Annotated in this window: 14 protein-coding genes and 6 pseudogenes; 8 read left to right on the top strand and 12 right to left on the bottom strand. The window is 71.1% G+C overall.

What is annotated here, in order from left to right:
- Window positions 1-132: 132 nt before the first annotated feature.
- Window positions 133-1,088 (bottom strand): annotated as a pseudogene (locus AB0383_RS49450) (UDP-glucuronic acid decarboxylase family protein).
- A 71-nt stretch (window positions 1,089-1,159) separates the two neighbouring features.
- On the opposite strand from AB0383_RS49450, the gene AB0383_RS49445 reads away from it, so the two are divergent.
- From AB0383_RS49445 to AB0383_RS49435, 3 genes are read left to right on the top strand one after another with little or no spacing between them, the layout of a single operon-like run.
- Entirely contained in the window at window positions 1,160-2,053 is an 894-nt protein-coding gene (locus AB0383_RS49445; protein ID WP_364189861.1) for a polysaccharide pyruvyl transferase family protein, read from the top strand.
- Window positions 2,050-2,904: a glycosyltransferase gene (locus tag AB0383_RS49440; protein ID WP_364189858.1), complete on the top strand. Its 855-nt coding sequence runs from the start codon at window positions 2,050-2,052 to the stop codon at window positions 2,902-2,904. The genes AB0383_RS49445 and AB0383_RS49440 overlap by 4 nt, the downstream gene beginning before the upstream one ends.
- Entirely contained in the window at window positions 2,883-3,773 is an 891-nt protein-coding gene (locus AB0383_RS49435) for a glycosyltransferase (RefSeq protein ID WP_364189855.1), read from the top strand. Before AB0383_RS49440 ends, AB0383_RS49435 begins: the two co-directional genes overlap by 22 nt.
- A gap of 47 nt (window positions 3,774-3,820) precedes the next feature.
- On the opposite strand, the gene AB0383_RS49430 is transcribed toward AB0383_RS49435, so the two are convergent.
- The 8 genes and pseudogenes from AB0383_RS49430 to AB0383_RS49395 all read right to left on the bottom strand — a co-directional run.
- Complete coding sequence (locus tag AB0383_RS49430; RefSeq protein ID WP_364189852.1) at window positions 3,821-5,029, bottom strand: glycosyltransferase; 1,209 nt, start codon at window positions 5,027-5,029, stop codon at window positions 3,821-3,823.
- A gap of 31 nt (window positions 5,030-5,060) precedes the next feature.
- Window positions 5,061-6,002: a glycosyltransferase gene (locus AB0383_RS49425; protein ID WP_364189849.1), complete on the bottom strand. Its 942-nt coding sequence runs from the start codon at window positions 6,000-6,002 to the stop codon at window positions 5,061-5,063.
- A 136-nt stretch (window positions 6,003-6,138) separates the two neighbouring features.
- Entirely contained in the window at window positions 6,139-6,324 is a 186-nt protein-coding gene (locus tag AB0383_RS49420) for a hypothetical protein (protein WP_364189847.1), read from the bottom strand.
- A gap of 14 nt (window positions 6,325-6,338) precedes the next feature.
- A complete protein-coding gene (locus AB0383_RS49415; RefSeq protein ID WP_364189844.1) occupies window positions 6,339-6,605 on the bottom strand; it encodes a DUF4235 domain-containing protein in 267 nt (88 codons plus the stop codon).
- 35 nt (window positions 6,606-6,640) lie between these two features.
- Window positions 6,641-7,176, bottom strand: a pseudogene (locus AB0383_RS49410) (SDR family oxidoreductase).
- Window positions 7,177-7,842: 666 nt separating this feature from the next.
- Complete coding sequence (locus AB0383_RS49405; RefSeq protein ID WP_366191585.1) at window positions 7,843-8,859, bottom strand: DNA topoisomerase IB; 1,017 nt, start codon at window positions 8,857-8,859, stop codon at window positions 7,843-7,845.
- A 557-nt stretch (window positions 8,860-9,416) separates the two neighbouring features.
- Window positions 9,417-9,611, bottom strand: a complete 195-nt coding sequence (locus AB0383_RS49400) for a hypothetical protein (protein ID WP_366191583.1) — start codon at window positions 9,609-9,611, stop codon at window positions 9,417-9,419.
- Window positions 9,608-9,799 (bottom strand): annotated as a pseudogene (locus AB0383_RS49395) (hypothetical protein); the annotation flags it as partial. The pseudogene AB0383_RS49395 and the gene AB0383_RS49400, both read right to left, overlap by 4 nt.
- On the opposite strand from AB0383_RS49395, the pseudogene AB0383_RS49390 reads away from it, so the two are divergent.
- Window positions 9,796-10,440: pseudogene (locus AB0383_RS49390) on the top strand (thiamine pyrophosphate-requiring protein); the annotation flags it as partial. The pseudogenes AB0383_RS49395 and AB0383_RS49390 overlap by 4 nt on opposite strands.
- A 1-nt stretch (window position 10,441) precedes the next feature.
- Here AB0383_RS49390 and AB0383_RS49385 read toward each other — a convergent pair.
- Window positions 10,442-10,711, bottom strand: a pseudogene (locus tag AB0383_RS49385) (thiamine pyrophosphate-binding protein); the annotation flags it as partial.
- Between the two features lie 41 nt (window positions 10,712-10,752).
- Complete coding sequence (locus tag AB0383_RS49380; protein WP_364189839.1) at window positions 10,753-11,364, bottom strand: NAD(P)H-dependent oxidoreductase; 612 nt, start codon at window positions 11,362-11,364, stop codon at window positions 10,753-10,755.
- Between the two features lie 113 nt (window positions 11,365-11,477).
- Between AB0383_RS49380 and AB0383_RS49375 the strand changes: the two genes are divergently transcribed.
- Both AB0383_RS49375 and AB0383_RS49370 read left to right on the top strand, forming a co-directional pair.
- On the top strand, window positions 11,478-12,092 hold the full coding sequence (locus tag AB0383_RS49375) for a DUF47 family protein (protein WP_364189836.1): 615 nt from the start codon (window positions 11,478-11,480) through the stop codon (window positions 12,090-12,092).
- A complete protein-coding gene (locus tag AB0383_RS49370; RefSeq protein WP_364189833.1) occupies window positions 12,092-13,087 on the top strand; it encodes an inorganic phosphate transporter in 996 nt (331 codons plus the stop codon). The genes AB0383_RS49375 and AB0383_RS49370 overlap by 1 nt, the downstream gene beginning before the upstream one ends.
- On the opposite strand, the gene AB0383_RS49365 is transcribed toward AB0383_RS49370, so the two are convergent.
- Window positions 13,060-13,356, bottom strand: coding sequence for a hypothetical protein (locus AB0383_RS49365; RefSeq protein WP_364189830.1), 297 nt, complete (start codon window positions 13,354-13,356; stop codon window positions 13,060-13,062). The two genes, AB0383_RS49370 and AB0383_RS49365, sit on opposite strands and share 28 nt — an antisense overlap.
- A gap of 341 nt (window positions 13,357-13,697) precedes the next feature.
- Between AB0383_RS49365 and AB0383_RS49360 the strand changes: the two genes are divergently transcribed.
- Both AB0383_RS49360 and AB0383_RS49355 read left to right on the top strand, forming a co-directional pair.
- Entirely contained in the window at window positions 13,698-13,925 is a 228-nt protein-coding gene (locus AB0383_RS49360) for a hypothetical protein (protein WP_364189828.1), read from the top strand.
- A 121-nt stretch (window positions 13,926-14,046) separates the two neighbouring features.
- Window positions 14,047-14,301: pseudogene (locus AB0383_RS49355) on the top strand (transposase); the annotation flags it as partial.
- Window positions 14,302-15,066 lie beyond the last annotated feature (765 nt).

Here is a 15,066-nt window from a genome sequence, read left to right as displayed (position 1 = left end):
CGGCGTTGATCCCGAGTATGCGCATCGACCTGCCTCTGGCGTCCGGGGGCCCGCCGGCGGACCCGCGTTCGTCTATAGCGCTACCCGGCGAAGTCATAAATAAACGGCCGACGGCAAAAGCCCTGGGCGTCGCTACTCAGCGCGACGGACCTGCCGGAACCACGCCGCTGTGCGGCGGAGCCCGTCATCCGCGTCGATCTTGGGTTCCCATCCCAGGATGTCGCGTGCGAGGGAGATGTCGGGGCACCGCCGCTGCGGGTCGTCGACGACCGCGTCGACGCACTCGACAGCGAGCTGGAACCGGTGATTTGCTTCACGCGTTCGGCGACCTGACGGACGGTCAGCTCGTCGGGGTTGCCGAGGTTGACCGGCCCCGGATACCCGGAGCGAGCGAGCGCGACGAGGCCGCCGACGGTGTCCTCGACGTAGCAGATCGAGCGAGTCTGCTTGCCGGTACCGGTCACGGTGAGTGGCTCTCCGGCCAGCGCCTGCGTGAAGAACGCCGGAATCATGCGGCCGTCGTTCACGCGCATCCCGGGGCCGTAAGTGTTGAAGATCCGGGCGATGGCCGTGTCGACGCCGTGCTCCCGCCGGTATGCGGAGGTGAGCGCCTCGGCGTAGCGCTTGGCTTCGTCGTAGACGCTGCGCGGTCCGACTGGGTTGACGTTGCCCCAGTAGCGTTCGTGCTGTGGGTGTTCCAGGGGATCGCCGTAGACCTCGCTGGTGGAGGCGAGCACGAAGCGGGCGCCGTCGCGGCGGGCGAGTTCGAGTGCCTGCTCCGTGCCGTGGGAGCCGGCGCGCAAGGTTTCGATCGGCAGCGCGAGGTAGTCGCGCGGCGAGGCTGCGGACGCGAGGTGGAACACGACGTCCACCCGGTCCTCGTGGGGGATCGCTTCGGTGACGTCGTGGCGCACGAACCGGAAGCGGTCGTGGCGGCGGAGGCCCTCGAGCGTGGCGGCCGAGGAGGTCGCAAGATTGTCCACAGCGGTCACTTCGAGACCTTCGGAAAGCAGGAGTGCGCATAGGTGGGCGCCGACGAAACCGGCGCCTCCGGTCACCACGGCGCGATCGAATCGCCTGGTCGTCATGCCGTGGCGGCTACCTGGCGCAGATGGCGGCGAAACCGTGTGAGGCGGGCACGGGCGGGTACCCGAGGGGTATGCGAGTTCTGCTCACGGGTTGGGCCAGTTTTCTGCACGGAGAAGCGACGGCCGGTGACGTCCTGGGGTTGCGCGCTGCCGCGGCCGCGCTGGCGGCCGCGGGGATCGACCACGACGTCGTATGGAGCCTGGCGTTCCGCCCAGGCATGCTGCACCTGGACGCAGCATCACCCGGGGACTACACGCACGTGGTGTTCGGCTGTGGCCCGGTGCACGGGCCGCAGCTGCGTGACCTGCACGAACGGTACTCGGAATGCCGGCGCGTCGCGGTGGGCGTGTCGGTGCCCGACCCGGCCGACCCGGGCGACCCAGCCGACGCGGCCGTGACCGGGTTCCACCGCCTCCTCCCGCGTGACGACGCCACGACGTCGGCCCCGGACCTGTCGTTGGGCGCGGCCCTGTCGTCGGTGCCGGTGCTCGGGGTCGTGCTCGCGCCACGACAGCCGGAGTACGGCACGGCCGGTCGCCACGACGAGGTGCACGACGCGCTCACCGGTTGGCTGGCCGGCCTCGACTGCGCCCACGTGTCGCTGGATTCGCGGCTCGCGCACGAGGACTGGCAGCGGTGCGCCACCCCGGACCAGTTCGTGACCGCACTGTCCAGGATGGACGTGGTGGTCACGACCAGGCTGCACGGGCTGGTGCTGGGCCTCAAGGCCGGGGTGCCGGTGGTCGCGGTCGATCCCGTCTCGGGAGGCGGCAAGGTGACCGCACAGGGGCGCGCCCTGGACTGGCCCGTCGTCGCCGCGTCGGACGCGGGCGACCGCGCGCTGCTGGATGACCGGCTGGCGTGGTGCCTTTCGGCCGATGGGCGGGCCAGGGCAGCCACGGGCGCGGGGGGACCGGAGCCCACTTTGGCCGGTCTGATCGAAGAGCTGGTGAGCTCGCGGTGAGCGCGCGCACGACGGTGGTCGTCGCGACCCGGGACCGGGCTCGCGAGCTCGACCGGACGCTCGCGGAACTGTCCACTCTGGACCCTGAACCTCCGATTGTGGTGCTGGACAACGCGTCTCGCGACAACACCGCGGCCGTCGCCTCATCCTATCCGCAGGTGCGCCTGATCCGGCTGCCGCACAACCTCGGCGCCGCGGCGCGCAACCTGGGCGTCCGGGTGGCCGGCACGCCTTACGTGGCCTTCAGCGACGACGACTCGTGGTGGGCGCCGGACGCACTGAACAAGGCCGAGCGCATCTTCGGCGAGCACCCCCGCGTAGGTCTGCTCGCCGCCCGTACGCTCGTCGGCCCTGAGTGCCGCGAGGACCCCGTGATCCCGGAGATGGCGGACAGTCCACTGGGGCGGCCCGGCGACGCGCCCGGACCACTGGTGCTCGGCTTTCTGGCGTGCTCGGCGATCGTGCGCTGTGAGGCCTACCTCGAGGTAGGTGGCTTCAGCCCGCTGCTGCACTTCGGGGCGGAGGAGCAGTTGCTTTCCTACGACCTCGCCGCGCGCGGATGGGAGCTTTGTTACGTCGAGGACCTGCGGGCGCACCACCACCCGTCCCGCTCGCGGCCGCCGTCGTCGTGGCGCCGCCGCGCGGAGGCCCGCAACCGGCTGCTCATCGCCGTGCTGCGCCGGCCGTGGCGCGAAGTGCTGCGTACGGCCCGGAGCGCGCCGTCGGCCGTACTGGGCGCGCTGCCGCGGCTGCCGCGCGCCGTGCGCGAACGACGCGTGCTACCCGACCCCGTCGAACAGCAGGCCCGCACACTGGAAGGAACCGCGAAGTGCCCCGCATCTCGGTCGTGATCATCACCCGCAACCGCCGCGAACAGCTCCGGCGCACGCTGGCGCACATGACGTCGCTGCCCGACGAAGCTCCGATCGTCGTCGCGGACAACGCGTCCACCGACGGCTCGGCGTCGATGGTGGCGCGCGAATTCCCCGGCGTCCGGCTCTTGCGGCTGGACGAGAACCTCGGCGCGGTCGCACGCAATATCGCGGTCGCCGAGGTGACGACGCCCTACGTCGCGTTCTGCGATGACGACACCTGCTGGCAGCCGGGCGCACTGACCCGCGCCGGCGAGCTGCTCGACCAATACCCGGGCCTCGGTTCCGTGACGGGCCGGTGCCTCGTCGAGCCCGGGCTGGCGGAGGACCCGATCACCCCCGAGCTGCGCCACTCGCCCGTGGCCGGCCCGGACTGGCTCCCGGGCCCCGCGCTGCTCGGGATCATGGCCGGCCTTACCGCGGTGCGCGTCGACGCCTTCGGCGAAGTCGGCGGGTTCTCGCCCAGGATGTGGCTCGGCGGCGAGGAAGAGCTCTTCGCCCTCGATCTCGCCGCGCGCGGCTGGTGGATGTGCTGGGCCGAGGACGTCGTGATCCACCACGCGCCTTCGCCGCTTCGCGATCCCCGCCGCCGGCGGCGCCTGGGTATCCGCAACACGCTCTGGACGCTGCTCCTGCGCCGCCCCTGGCCCGCGGTCTTCCGCCGCGGTGCCGACGTGCTGCGCTCGGCGCCCCTGGACAGCGCGACGCTGGCCGCCCTGGGCGAGGTGGCGCGGGGACTGCCGTCGGTGCTGGCCGAGCGCCGCGTGGTGCCGCCGGCGGTGGAGGAAGGGCTGCGGCTGCTGGAAGGGCCGCAGCGGAAGTCGAAAGCTCGCCGCTACGTGGGCTGAGTGCGGGCCCTGCCCCGAGCGGGTGCGCCGCCGGGCAGGGCCCGTGGTCACTGTGCTTCCGCGGCTACGGCGAGTCCCGGCACGATCTTGTCGTATGCCCGGGCCGTGTCCGCCGCGACGCGGTCCCACGAGTAGCGCGCCCGTACCCGGTCCAGGCCGGCGACCCCGTACGCGTGGCCCAGCGCCGGGTCCTCGACGAGCAATCGCAGCCGCGACGCGAGCTCGTTCGCGCGGCGCGGGCGCACGAGCCGGCCGGTGACCCCGTCCACGACGGTGTCGGTGAGCCCGCCCACCGCGGCGGCCACGACGGGCACCCCGCAGGCCATGGCTTCCAGCGGGACGATGCCGAACGGTTCGTACCACGGCGTGCAGACCACCGCGTCGGCTGAGCGCAGCAGCGCGGGCATCTCCGAACGCGCCACCTGCCCGGCGAACCGCACCCGGTCAGCGACGCCGGACCGCTGCGCGAGGTCCCGCAGCCGCTGGGCCTCCGGGTCGGACGCCAGGCGCCCCTTCTCCGGGCCACCGGCGATCACGAGCTCGGTGTTTGGCAGCTGCGCGAGCGCGACGATCGCCGTGTCGAACCCCTTGCGCGGCACCAGCCGGCCGACAGCGACCAGGCGGTGGGCGGCCCGGCGCTTGGCGACGCGGCCGTCGGGGCTGAAGCGCTTGAGGTCGACGCCGCACGGCACGACGGAAATGCGGGTGCGTGGCACGCCCAGGCGGGAGAGCTCGAAAACCTCGTCGGAGCACGTGGCGATCACGCGGCCCGCGCGGCGGCCGATGAGGCGCTCCAGGCGAATCCGGTCGGTCGGGCTGGTGTCCTGGTCACCTTGGTAGCGCTTTTTCACCACACCCAGCGCGTGGAAGGTCTGCGCGGTCGGGGTGCCGGTGGCCTGGGCGGCCAGCGACGTGGCGATGCCCGACATCCAGAAGTGGGCGTGGGCGAGGTCGGGCCGCTCGGCGCTCCAGCGGTCGCGCAGGTAGCTGCCGAACGCGCCCATGTGCGGCAGCAGCTGGTCCTTGGGCAGCGTGCGCGCCGGGCCGGCGGGCACGTGCACGACGCGGTAGCCCTGGGGCGTCTGGAGCTCCTCGGCTTGGTCTGGGTTCTCGCGGCGGGTGTAGACGGTGACCTCGTGGCCGGCCCGTACGAGCGCCGCCGACAGCTCGGCGACGTGCACGTTCTGCCCGCCGGCGTCTTCTCCGCCCAGTGCGGCGAGGGGGTTCGCGTGCTCGGACACCATCGCGATCTTCATCGGGGTCGTGCTCCCTTCGGGTCAGCGGTGATCAGCGAGTGGTTTCGGTGAGGAGCTCGTCCCAGGCGCCCAGGAAGGCGTCGAGACCGAAGTGTTTCAGTGCGTACGCCCGCGCGTTCTGGCCCGCGAGCGCGGCGTAGTCCGGTTCGTGCAGGAGCTCGCGGAATCCGTCGGCCAGCACGGAGACGTCGGTGGAGAGCACCCCGGCCTCGGGCGGCACGGCGGCGACTGCTTCGGTCGAGGCGAACACGACCACCGGCATCGCGAGGTGCATCGCCTCCAGCAGCGACAGGCCCAGCGACGTCCAGCGCGCGGTGTGCAGGAACACCCGCCGGCGCGCGATCTCGTCGTGCAGCGCGGGCGCCGTGACGTCGCCGAGCCCACGCACGCGCCCGGTCAGCTCGTCGGTGCCCATGCCGAAGACGTCGACGGGCGCGACCTCGGCGAGTACGTCCAGAAGGTCGGCGCCGGTCACGCGGGCGCGGCGCACCGGCTCGTTGATCATCGAGACACCGGCCTCGAGCTCACCCGTGTAGCGCGTGCCGGGGTCGGGGATGCCGTGGGGGATGACCTTCGTGGGCGCGTTGCCGCAGTCCCACATGGCGTCGTTGAAATGCGTCACGTGCACGACGGTGATGTCCGAGCGCCCGGCCAGCGGGTGCTCGCTCGAGGCGGCGTAGGGCCGCGGAGCGTTGTGCTCGACGTAGACGATCGGCACGCCCAGCCGTTCGGCCACCCCGAGCTCCTCGGGCCGCTGCACTACCACGACGTCGGGTTCGGCTACGGCCACCGCGTCGAGCGGCACCTCGCTCGCCGAAGGCCAGTCACGCCCGGCGAGCCCGAGCCCCCACGGCGCGCCGGCGGGGGAGACCGGCAGGAGGCACTGGTGCCGGCCGCGGACGAAGGCGTCGGTCCACGAGCCGTGGACGTGCCACAGCAGCACGCGCAGGCGCCGGGGTTCGGGTGCGGTCATGGCACTCTGATTTCCCGGAAAATCCGCGTTAAACGTTGCCGGGAGAGGGGTACCCGGCCGCGATGACCGTGCGAGCGGAACGTGGGTGCAGGCGCCCGGCGGGCCCCGCTCCCCGATCGGGTCCGCCGGGCGCCGCTCAGTCGCCGCCGCGGAAGTTCTCCGACCCGCCGGGGTGTCCGCGCCGGGCGCGGCCCTCGTCGTCTTCGAGGGGGGTATCGCGCGGGTTGCGCCGCGGTGGTGCCGGTTCGTCCGGGTGATTGCCGCTTGAGTCCGCTTCGCCGGCCGGATGGCGCGGTTCTCGGGTGCGGGGTTCGTCGTCCATGGTGCCTCCAGGGTTCAGTTTTTGCCGGGCCACACAACGCAGGCCTTCTCGAAGGCGACTGCTCCGGTCCGTGCGGCGGCGGCCGTCACAGCATCGAGGATGGCGCCTTGCACGGCCCCGGCGATGAGGAGCTCTTGCCACGTGCGGTGCTTGTCGGTGGCGTTCCGCGCCTCGTTGTTCCCGGCGATCCGCTGCCACACCGGTGTGAGCACCCGGCCGGCCGCAAGCCCGCCAGGGGCGCTGCGGACGAGGTTCAGCTGGCTGTACAGGGTCTTGCTCATGCCTCGGGAGTACCCCGCGCGGCGCGGTCGGGAACCTACGGCGTGCGCCAGCTCTGGTCCGGGAACGCGGTGCCTGCCTGCGCGCCCATCAGCAGGAGCCCGCCGTCGACGACGAGGGACGCGCCGGTGATGTATCCGGCGGCCGGTGTGGCCAGGAACGCGACAGCGGCGGCGACCTCGCGGGCGTGACCCGGACGGACGAGCGGAATGCCGGGCCGGTCCTGCTCGCGCGGGTCGGCGTCGGTCTGGCCGGTCATCGGAGTGGTGATCTCGCCGGGCGCGACGGAGTCACGGCGATGCCGTGTTCCGCGAGTTCCAGCGCCAGCACCTGGGTGAGCGCGCCCGCGCCGGCCTTGGCCGCGCAGTAGGGCGCCGCGCCGACGCGGGGCACGTCCTCGTGCACGCTCGTGATGGTGATTATCCGTTCTCCTCGCCCGGCGGCGATCATGCGCCGCACGGCGCGTTGCGTACACAGGAATATCCCGGCGAGATCGACATCGAGCATGCGCCGCCAGGTCGCGAAGTCCATGTCGACGCCCAGCTCACGGCTGCCGGTGCCAGCGCAGTTCACGAGCACGTCGACGCCGCCGAGCTTGCCGGCCAGGTCGTCGACAACCTTGTTCAACGACCCGTTGATCAAGCGCTGCCATCCACCGGGTCGACGTCGTCCCGGTTGATGAGCAGGCAGCTCGCCTGCTCGTCGACGGCGCGCAAGCACATGGCCTGGTCCGGCCGGTCGCGGTGCCGGGGTGCGCAGCCCGAAGGAGACGAGGGTGGGCTGCACCGGCAGCAGCCATTCGTCGACGCCTCGAACCCGTGGTCGGCGAATCCGATGAGGTTGAGCGCGCCCGGCGGTCGCCGGGCGCGGGCACCGGTCCTTCCCGTGCCGTGGACTGGCCTCGGTCGAGTTCCCGCGCGCGTTCGTCGGTGAATGCGGTCTTGCCGTCCTGGATCGCCGTGATGCCAGCAGGCCGACGCCGGACGTGCCTCGCTCGACCGGGCGGCGACGGTGTCCAGGGCGTCCGCATCGTGCTGGTGGTCGGTCTCCCGTGAACGAGTGCGGACCGCCATCGCAGAGACGGGCTCTTCGAAGTCTGCCGCTCGTCGTTCCTGGATGTTGGTGCGTGCGAGGTGCCCGGCCCAGGCCGAGGGCATCCCGCAGCGCAGTGGCGTTGCGTTCTGCAACGGATTTTTGGCGAGAACATCGCCGCGGACGCGCAGTCGGCGAGCAGCCGGTTCAGCGCAGCTTCGAGAGCAGCCGCGCGGTGGCGCGCTCCAGCACTGCCCGCGCTTCGTCGCCCTCCAGCTTCGCGGCCCGTTTTACGGCCGGGGCAATGGTCCGCTGCGAGCGGTATGCCTCAACCAGGCGCGGGTCCACATAGGAGGATCGGCACACGGCCGGGGTGTTCCCGAGCGCCTCGGACACCTCACACATCACGGCTGCCTCGGCGCGCTTGCGCCCACGCTCGGACCGGGGTGTTTCGGCGGACGCGAAGGCTGTGGCCGCGAGCACTGTGGCGTTCCACGTCCGCAGGTCCTTGGCGGTGCAGTCCTCGCCCGCGAGCTCCTTGAAGCGGTCGTTGACGTCCGCGGCGTGGATCTCGTGCCAGCCAGCAGGGGTGCGGTAAACGAGCAGCCGGTCGCTGCCGGCCCGGCTGCGCAGCAGCGACCGGACCACCTTCCCGAGCTCCGGGTCCTCGATCGACACCGCCCGGTCGATCCCGCCCTTGGCCGGGTACTCGAACACGCACGCGCCGGCTCGGACGCGGGCGTGCTCACGCAGCAGTGTCGCGACGCCGTGCGTGCCGTTTTCCTCCGCGTACTCTTCGCCGCCGGTGCGGAAGATGCCGCGGTCGAGCATGCGCAGAGCCGCCCCCAGCACGCGCCGGCGGGTGAGGCCGCGTCCGGCCAGGTCCTCCGCCACGCCCGTCCGCCACTGCGGGAGCCGCCGGGCCATGGCCAGCACGCGGTCGTGCTTCTCCTCGTCGCGCTGACGCCGCCACTGTGCGTGGTAGAGATACTGGCGGCGGCCGGCGGCATCGGTGCCGACGGCCTGGATGTGCCCGTTGGCCCACGGGCAGATCCACACGTCACGCCACGCGGGCGGGATCACGAGGCCGTCTATGCGCGCCAGTGCCTCGGGGTCGGCGAGCCGTTCGCCGGAGACGCCGGTGTAGGAGAAGCCGCGGCCGCGCCGGTGGCGCCGGATGCCGGGCGAGGCGGGGTCGCTGCGCCGCAGCCTGGTCGAGGTCACCTCATGGTAGTTACCCGAGTCGTGGGGCCAGAAACCATCGCGAAGCGATCATGCCTGCCGGGCGTCGTACGCGGTTCGGCCCCGAAGCCGTCTTCCGCCGTCCTCGCCGAACGACCTCCATCATGGGCACACCCGCTCCCGGGTACGTCGTTCGTCCGCCGAGCATCCTCGTGGTTACCACGGCGGAAGCCGCCACCGTGACGGTCCGCGGCGACGCCAGCCCCCGAGTTTGGCCGACTCGCCCAGCTGCTTGCGATCGCCGCGCTGGCTCATCGATCTGATCGCTGTCTCGTTCGGCTCGTTCGATGGGCTGAGCACCCTTGTCCTCACGTGAGCTATGGGAGGCCGCTGATCTCGCACAGCCGTTCCGGGGGCCGCGCGCTCGACCCCGGGGTGAGGAGCTCGCGATGGGCGAGGTCGCAGGACCGCTCGGCGGACGCGAGCGCTTCGCGGGGCATGGTGCCCGGCTTCCGGTTGGAGACCGGCGACAAAGTCTTCGAATCGCCGGGCCACTGCCGGTCACAACCAAGGTTTCGTTCGTCCTGCCCTTCGGCTGCTCAATCGCGCTCCGGTTCTCGCGCCGCGTCGAGTGATCGCGCGGCCGCGTCCGACAACGCGATGTCCACCGCGGACAGGCACAGGAGACCAGAAGTGCTGTCCCACTCGAGGGTGCCGTCGGCCTCCGGCGTCTCGGTCGGCACGCGGTGGGCGCGGGCCGTGATGTGCTCGACCGCGGGCGAGCCGGGCGTCACTTGTCCCGCCGGCTCGGGAGGAATTCCTGCACCTTGGTCTTCACGCCCTGCACCACGAGGTGCATCGCGTCGGTATCGCCCTTGAGGACCGCCTCGGTGGCGGATTGCATCCGTTCGAACGTGGCGTGCGGCGGTATCGGCGGCACCTCGGGATCGCAACGGACGTCGAGGACCGCGGGCTTGCCAAGAGCCGTACTCTCCGCCGCAGCACGCGTTCAAACAGGTGCCCTCCAGCCCACCGAGCACGTCGTGGCCCCGTCCCGTACCCGTGGAGGCCGACCTCGACGCCGCCGCCGAGGTGCTCAACGCGGGGGAGAAGATCGCGATCCTGGTCGGCCAGGGCGCCCGCGGCGCGGCAGCCGAGGTCCGCCAGGTCGCCGAGGTGACCGGTGCCGGAGTGGCGAAAGTATTGCTGGGCAAGGACGTCCTGCCCGACGACCTGCCGTGGGTCACCGGCGCCATCGGCCTGCTCGGCACGCGCCCGAGCTACGAGCTGATGCGCGACTGCGACACCCTGCTGATCGTCGGCTCGAACTTCCCGTACTCGCAGTTCCTGCCCGATTTCGGCCAGGCGCGCGCCGTGCAGATCGACCTCGACTGCCGCTTCATCGGGATGCGCTACCCCACCGAGGTCAACCTCGTCAGCGACGCTGGCGCGACCCTGCGCGCGCTGCTGTCGAAGCCGGCGAGCAAAGAAGACCGATCCTGGCGCGAGAAGGTCGAGAAGAACGTCGCGTCCTGGTGGGACACTGTCGACCGCGAAGCCGCTGTGGCGGCCGCGCCGGTCAATCCAATGAGCATCGTGTCCGAGCTGTTCCGCCGGCTGCCGGCTTGGCGTCGTAGAGCCCGTTAAGCAGGTGGATCGCACCCGGTCCCGACGTCGCCATGCACACCCCCGGCCGCCCGCTGAACTTGGCGTACCCGACCGCCGCGAACGCGGCCATCTCCTCGTGGCGCGCCTGCAAGAACCGCGGCCGGTTGTCGGCCTTCCCGAACGAGGCGACAAGCCCGTTGATCCCGTCGCCCGGATACGCGAACACCTGCTCGACGTCCCACTCGCGCAGCCGCTGGAGCACATAGTCCGCAACGCTTTGACTCATGCCGCCCGGGTACCGCGGTCCAGCGACCGGCAAAGATGGCTCTAGCCGGCGGGGTACTGCTCCCGCTTGAGCAGTTTCGCCAGGTGTACGGCGTTGCGCACGAGCGTCGCGTTCGTCGACGCGACAGCCTTGGGTGTCTCGTCGAGGTCGTTGTAGTCGCCGCCCTGCATGGCTTCGCCGTTCCAGTAGGTCGCGCCCTGCGCAGGGACGGTGAAGCCGGTATCGTTGAGGGCCTGGAACAGGTCCGCGATGATCTTGTGGGCTCCGTCCTCGTTCCCGACCACCGCGGCGACCCCCACCTTCCCGAACATCGCCGGGCGGCCCTCGTCGTCCGTTTCGGACAGTTCCGCGTCGAGGCGCTCGAGCACGCGCTGGGCGACGCTCGACATGTGCCCGACCCAGGTCGGGGTCGCCACGAGCAGCACGTCGGCCGCACTGATCTTACGCCGGATCTGCGGCCATTCGTCGCCCTCGCCCATGTCGGCCTCCACCCCCGGCCGGACGTCGTAGTCGACCACGCGCACCACTTCACCGGTGGCGCCGTATTCTGCGAACAAGTCGAGCAGCTGGTGCGCGATGAGATCGCTGCTCGACTTCGCCGGGCTCGGCTTCAGCGTGCAGGTCAGCGCGGCGACGCGCAGGGGCTGGGTCACGTTTCCTCCCGGTGCCGAGGGTCCAGATCCGGTGGTTTCCCCAATCCGCCGGTTGAAACCGCCCTAAACGCGGGTATTTATCGGCAACCCGGTGTGCAGGCGAAAGGACGATCATGCGGCTGACCCCACGGGGAACGAAGTTCTTCGACCTGCTCACCGATGCGGCGGGCAATCTGGTCACCGCGACCGGGCTGCTGCGGGAGCTCGTCGATGCCGAGCCGGGGGAGCGGGAGCCGGTCGCCAAGCGTCTGCAGGATGTGGAGCACCGTGGCGATGAGCTGACGCACACGATCATGGTCGAGCTCAACAGCTCCTTCGTCACACCTTTCGACCGGGAGGACATCCAGGCGCTCGCCGCCCGCATCGACGACGTCCTGGACTTCATGGAGACGGCCGCCGACCTGTCGGTGCTCTACCGGCTCGGGAGCTTTCCACCCGGCACCGAGACACTCGTCCGGCTGCTGTGCCGGTGCTCCGAGCTGACCGCGTCGGCCATGCCGGGCCTGGCGAAAGTGAGCGAGTGCGAGCCGTTCTGGATCGAGATCAACGAGCTGGAGAATGAAGCCGACCGCGTCTACCGGCGCATTCTCGCGCAGCTGTTCGAGCCCGGTGCCGACGCGCTGGAAGTGTTGAAGACCAAGGAGGTCGTCGAGCAGTTCGAATTCGCCGCCGACGCCTTCGAACACGTGGCCGACGCGGTGCAGACGATCGCTGTCAAGGAGTCCTAGTGACGGGCCCGGCCGCCCTCGTGACGATCGTGGTGCTGACCCTGGTGTTCGACTACACCAACGGTTTCCACGACGCCGCGAACGCCATCGCCGGCGCAGTGTCCACCCGTGCGCTGACCCTCCGGGCGGCGCTTGTCCTGGCCGCGGTGATGAACGTCGCCGGCGCCCTGCTGTCCACCGGGGTCGCCGCGACCGTCGCGAAGGGAGTAATCGACGTCCCGGCCGGGCCGGGCGCGCTCACGGTCGTGTTCGCCGCGCTCACCGGTGCCATCGCGTGGAACCTCGTCACGTGGTTCTTCGGCCTGCCGTCGTCGTCCTCGCATTCGCTGATCGGTGGCATGGTCGGCGCGGCGCTGGCGGCGGCGAGCACGGTGCACTGGACCGGCATCGTCGAGAAGGTCCTCGTGCCGATGGTGGCCTCACCGCTGCTCGGGCTGATCCTCGGCTACGTCGCGATGGTCGGTGCGCTGTGGCTGTTGCGGCGCGCCAATCCGCACCGCAGCGGCCGGGTGTTCCGCCGCTGCCAGCTCGTGTCCGCCTCGGCGCTGGCGCTCGGCCACGGCTTGCAGGACGCCCAGAAGGGCATGGGTGTGATCGTGCTGGCCCTGGTCGCGGCCGGGCAGCAGAAGACCTTCGAAGTGCCACTGTGGGTGACGCTGCTGTGCGCTGGTGCGCTGTCGCTCGGCACTTATTCGGGGGGCCTGCGGATCATGCGCACCCTGGGCCGCCGGGTGTTCCCGCTCGATCCGCCGCACGGGTTCGTCGCCGAGTCGGTGGCCTCGTCCGTGCTGTACGTGACGGCGTTCGCGGTAAAAGCGCCGATCTCCACCACGCACGTGATCACCGCGGCGATCATGGGGGTGGGCGCGACGAAGCGGCTCTCGGCCGTGCGCTGGGGCATCGCCCGCGACATCGTGCTGGGCTGGGTGCTTACGTTCCCTGCCGCTGCGGCGGTGTCGGCGGCGGTCTACTTCGTCGCGCACGCGATGACGTGAGTACCCGGCCCGCCCAGTCCTCGGCGCGGGACCGGCGGCGCGGGATGATCACCGTGGCCGGCGTGAGCCTGCCCGGCGGGCGTCAGGACGATCACCACGAAGGGCATGGCGAGCCCGTCGTCGAGTCCCGCCTCGGTGGTGAAGGTGAAGCGGATTTTTGTGTTGCGCGTCAGATCGGGATCGGCACGCGGAGCGGGTCCGCCGATGTCGCCCGCCAGTAGCGGGTCCGCCGCGCAAGCACCGAGCCGAGCAGCGCGCGGCCGGTACAAGCCGCAGCCACCCCCAGCCGCGCTATTACCGCGTCGATCGCCGGTGGCATGGACCGGGCGAGCAGCCGACACGTCGGCAGTCACCGCCGCAGCACGAACGGCCGGTCGACCGACAGCCCGGGCCCAGGTCAGTGCGACGAGGATCGCCGACTGGGTGAAGGGGCTCGACGCCCCGCCTGCCCACGCGGCGGGCTACCCAGACCAGGGCGGAGGCCTCACGTCGGTTACAGCTGGTTGCGGACCCCCGCTTCGTCTGGCAGTCGGGCGGTTTGCGCCGGAAGGTCGCTTTCGAGGGCCTTGCGTGCGCCGGCTCGCCGGAAGATCGGCAGGGTGGTGCGCTGGTGGACGTCTTCGATGAGGAACGCGCCGCCCGCGTAGAGTGCCAGGACGAACAGCGCGAGCGCGACTCACCCACTGGCAGCTTGTACGGCGTGCGGCGCGCCGAACTGGTACGCGGCGGACAATCCGGCGCGGATCGCAGACACGGGCAGCACCACACCGAGGAGCGCTTTGCCAGGAACGCGACGACGATCAGCGGCACGAGCGCGCACGCGAACGCTCCGAGGTAGAAGCCGAGAGCGACGCTCGTGTGCTGCTGCGGCGCCACGATGTGTACAGCGCTGAGCGCCGGCCGCGACGTCGCGAACATCCCCAGCGCGGCCGCTGCTTCCGTGTCGCGCGAGGAACGCGATGACCGCCGCGAGAAACTCCAGCGGGAACACGAAGCCGTTGTGGGCGCTGGTCGAACCGCTGATCCCGGCGGGAAAGACGCGCCCACAGGGCGGCGGGATGTCGCGAGTGGACGACCGGGCAGTGTTCACCGCGATCGTGTTCGTGCTGACCAGCGGGTGCGCCTGGCGACACCTGCCGCCCAGCTTCGGGGTCACGGTACCGACAGCGCATCGCCGGTTCACCGAGTGGACGACCGCCGGACTGAACCGGCGGCGACATCATGTTCGCCCCGTGCCGCTGCGGGACAAATCACGAGGATGAGCGCCGCACGCACGGGTGTCGTCCCCGGCCACCCGGGAGGATCACGCCGGCCAGTCGGGGTGGTGGACGACTCGGTCATCGCTCGGGTGGCGTGGTGGGGTCCGGCGGTGGGGACGGCGGGGCCGGGGCGTGCTCGGGCCCGGGGATGCGGTGTGGCGGCGGACGACGTCGTCGAACAGCGGGGCCGGCTAGGTTTCGGGCTGCCCATGCCTCGCACGGGTCTGCGCTTCGAGCCGAGGCGAGTTGACGGGTCGGGCGTGTGGTGATCTTGCCGCCGTAGCACGGTGGTGCGCGGTGATGGTGTTGATCACCGTCAGGTGATCAACGCGATTCTGCGTTCGCTCGTGAGTTACCAGATTGCCGGGTTTCGCGCCGCTGCGCAGAGCAGCCGCGCCGCTGCGATCACGCTGGACCCGCGAGGACCGATCATGGTCGTGGGGCCTTCGGCAGCGCCTGCAGCAATGGGCGCAGCGGGACGGGAACCTCGCCGGCGGCCCCGGCGAACTGCGTGGTGAGGCGTTCAGCGAGAACCCACCGGACGAACCGGCCACGAAAGAAGATCTCCTCACCCCCTCCGTATGAATGGCAGGTGTGGGAGCTTTCGCCCCGGCATAGGTCCCGCACTAAGGGATGTCTCGTAACCCGGTGTGGGTCGGTTGGGGGTGGTGGTTGATCATGGTGTGGTGCAGGTGATCTCGGCGTCGCGGTCGGAGTGGA

Source organism: Amycolatopsis sp. NPDC051373 (genome assembly GCF_040689465.1).
Taxonomy (GTDB): Bacteria; Actinomycetota; Actinomycetes; order Mycobacteriales; family Pseudonocardiaceae; genus Amycolatopsis.
The sequence above is the reverse complement of the archived record's forward strand: the minus strand, read 5'-3'. Positions and strand labels throughout refer to the sequence as shown.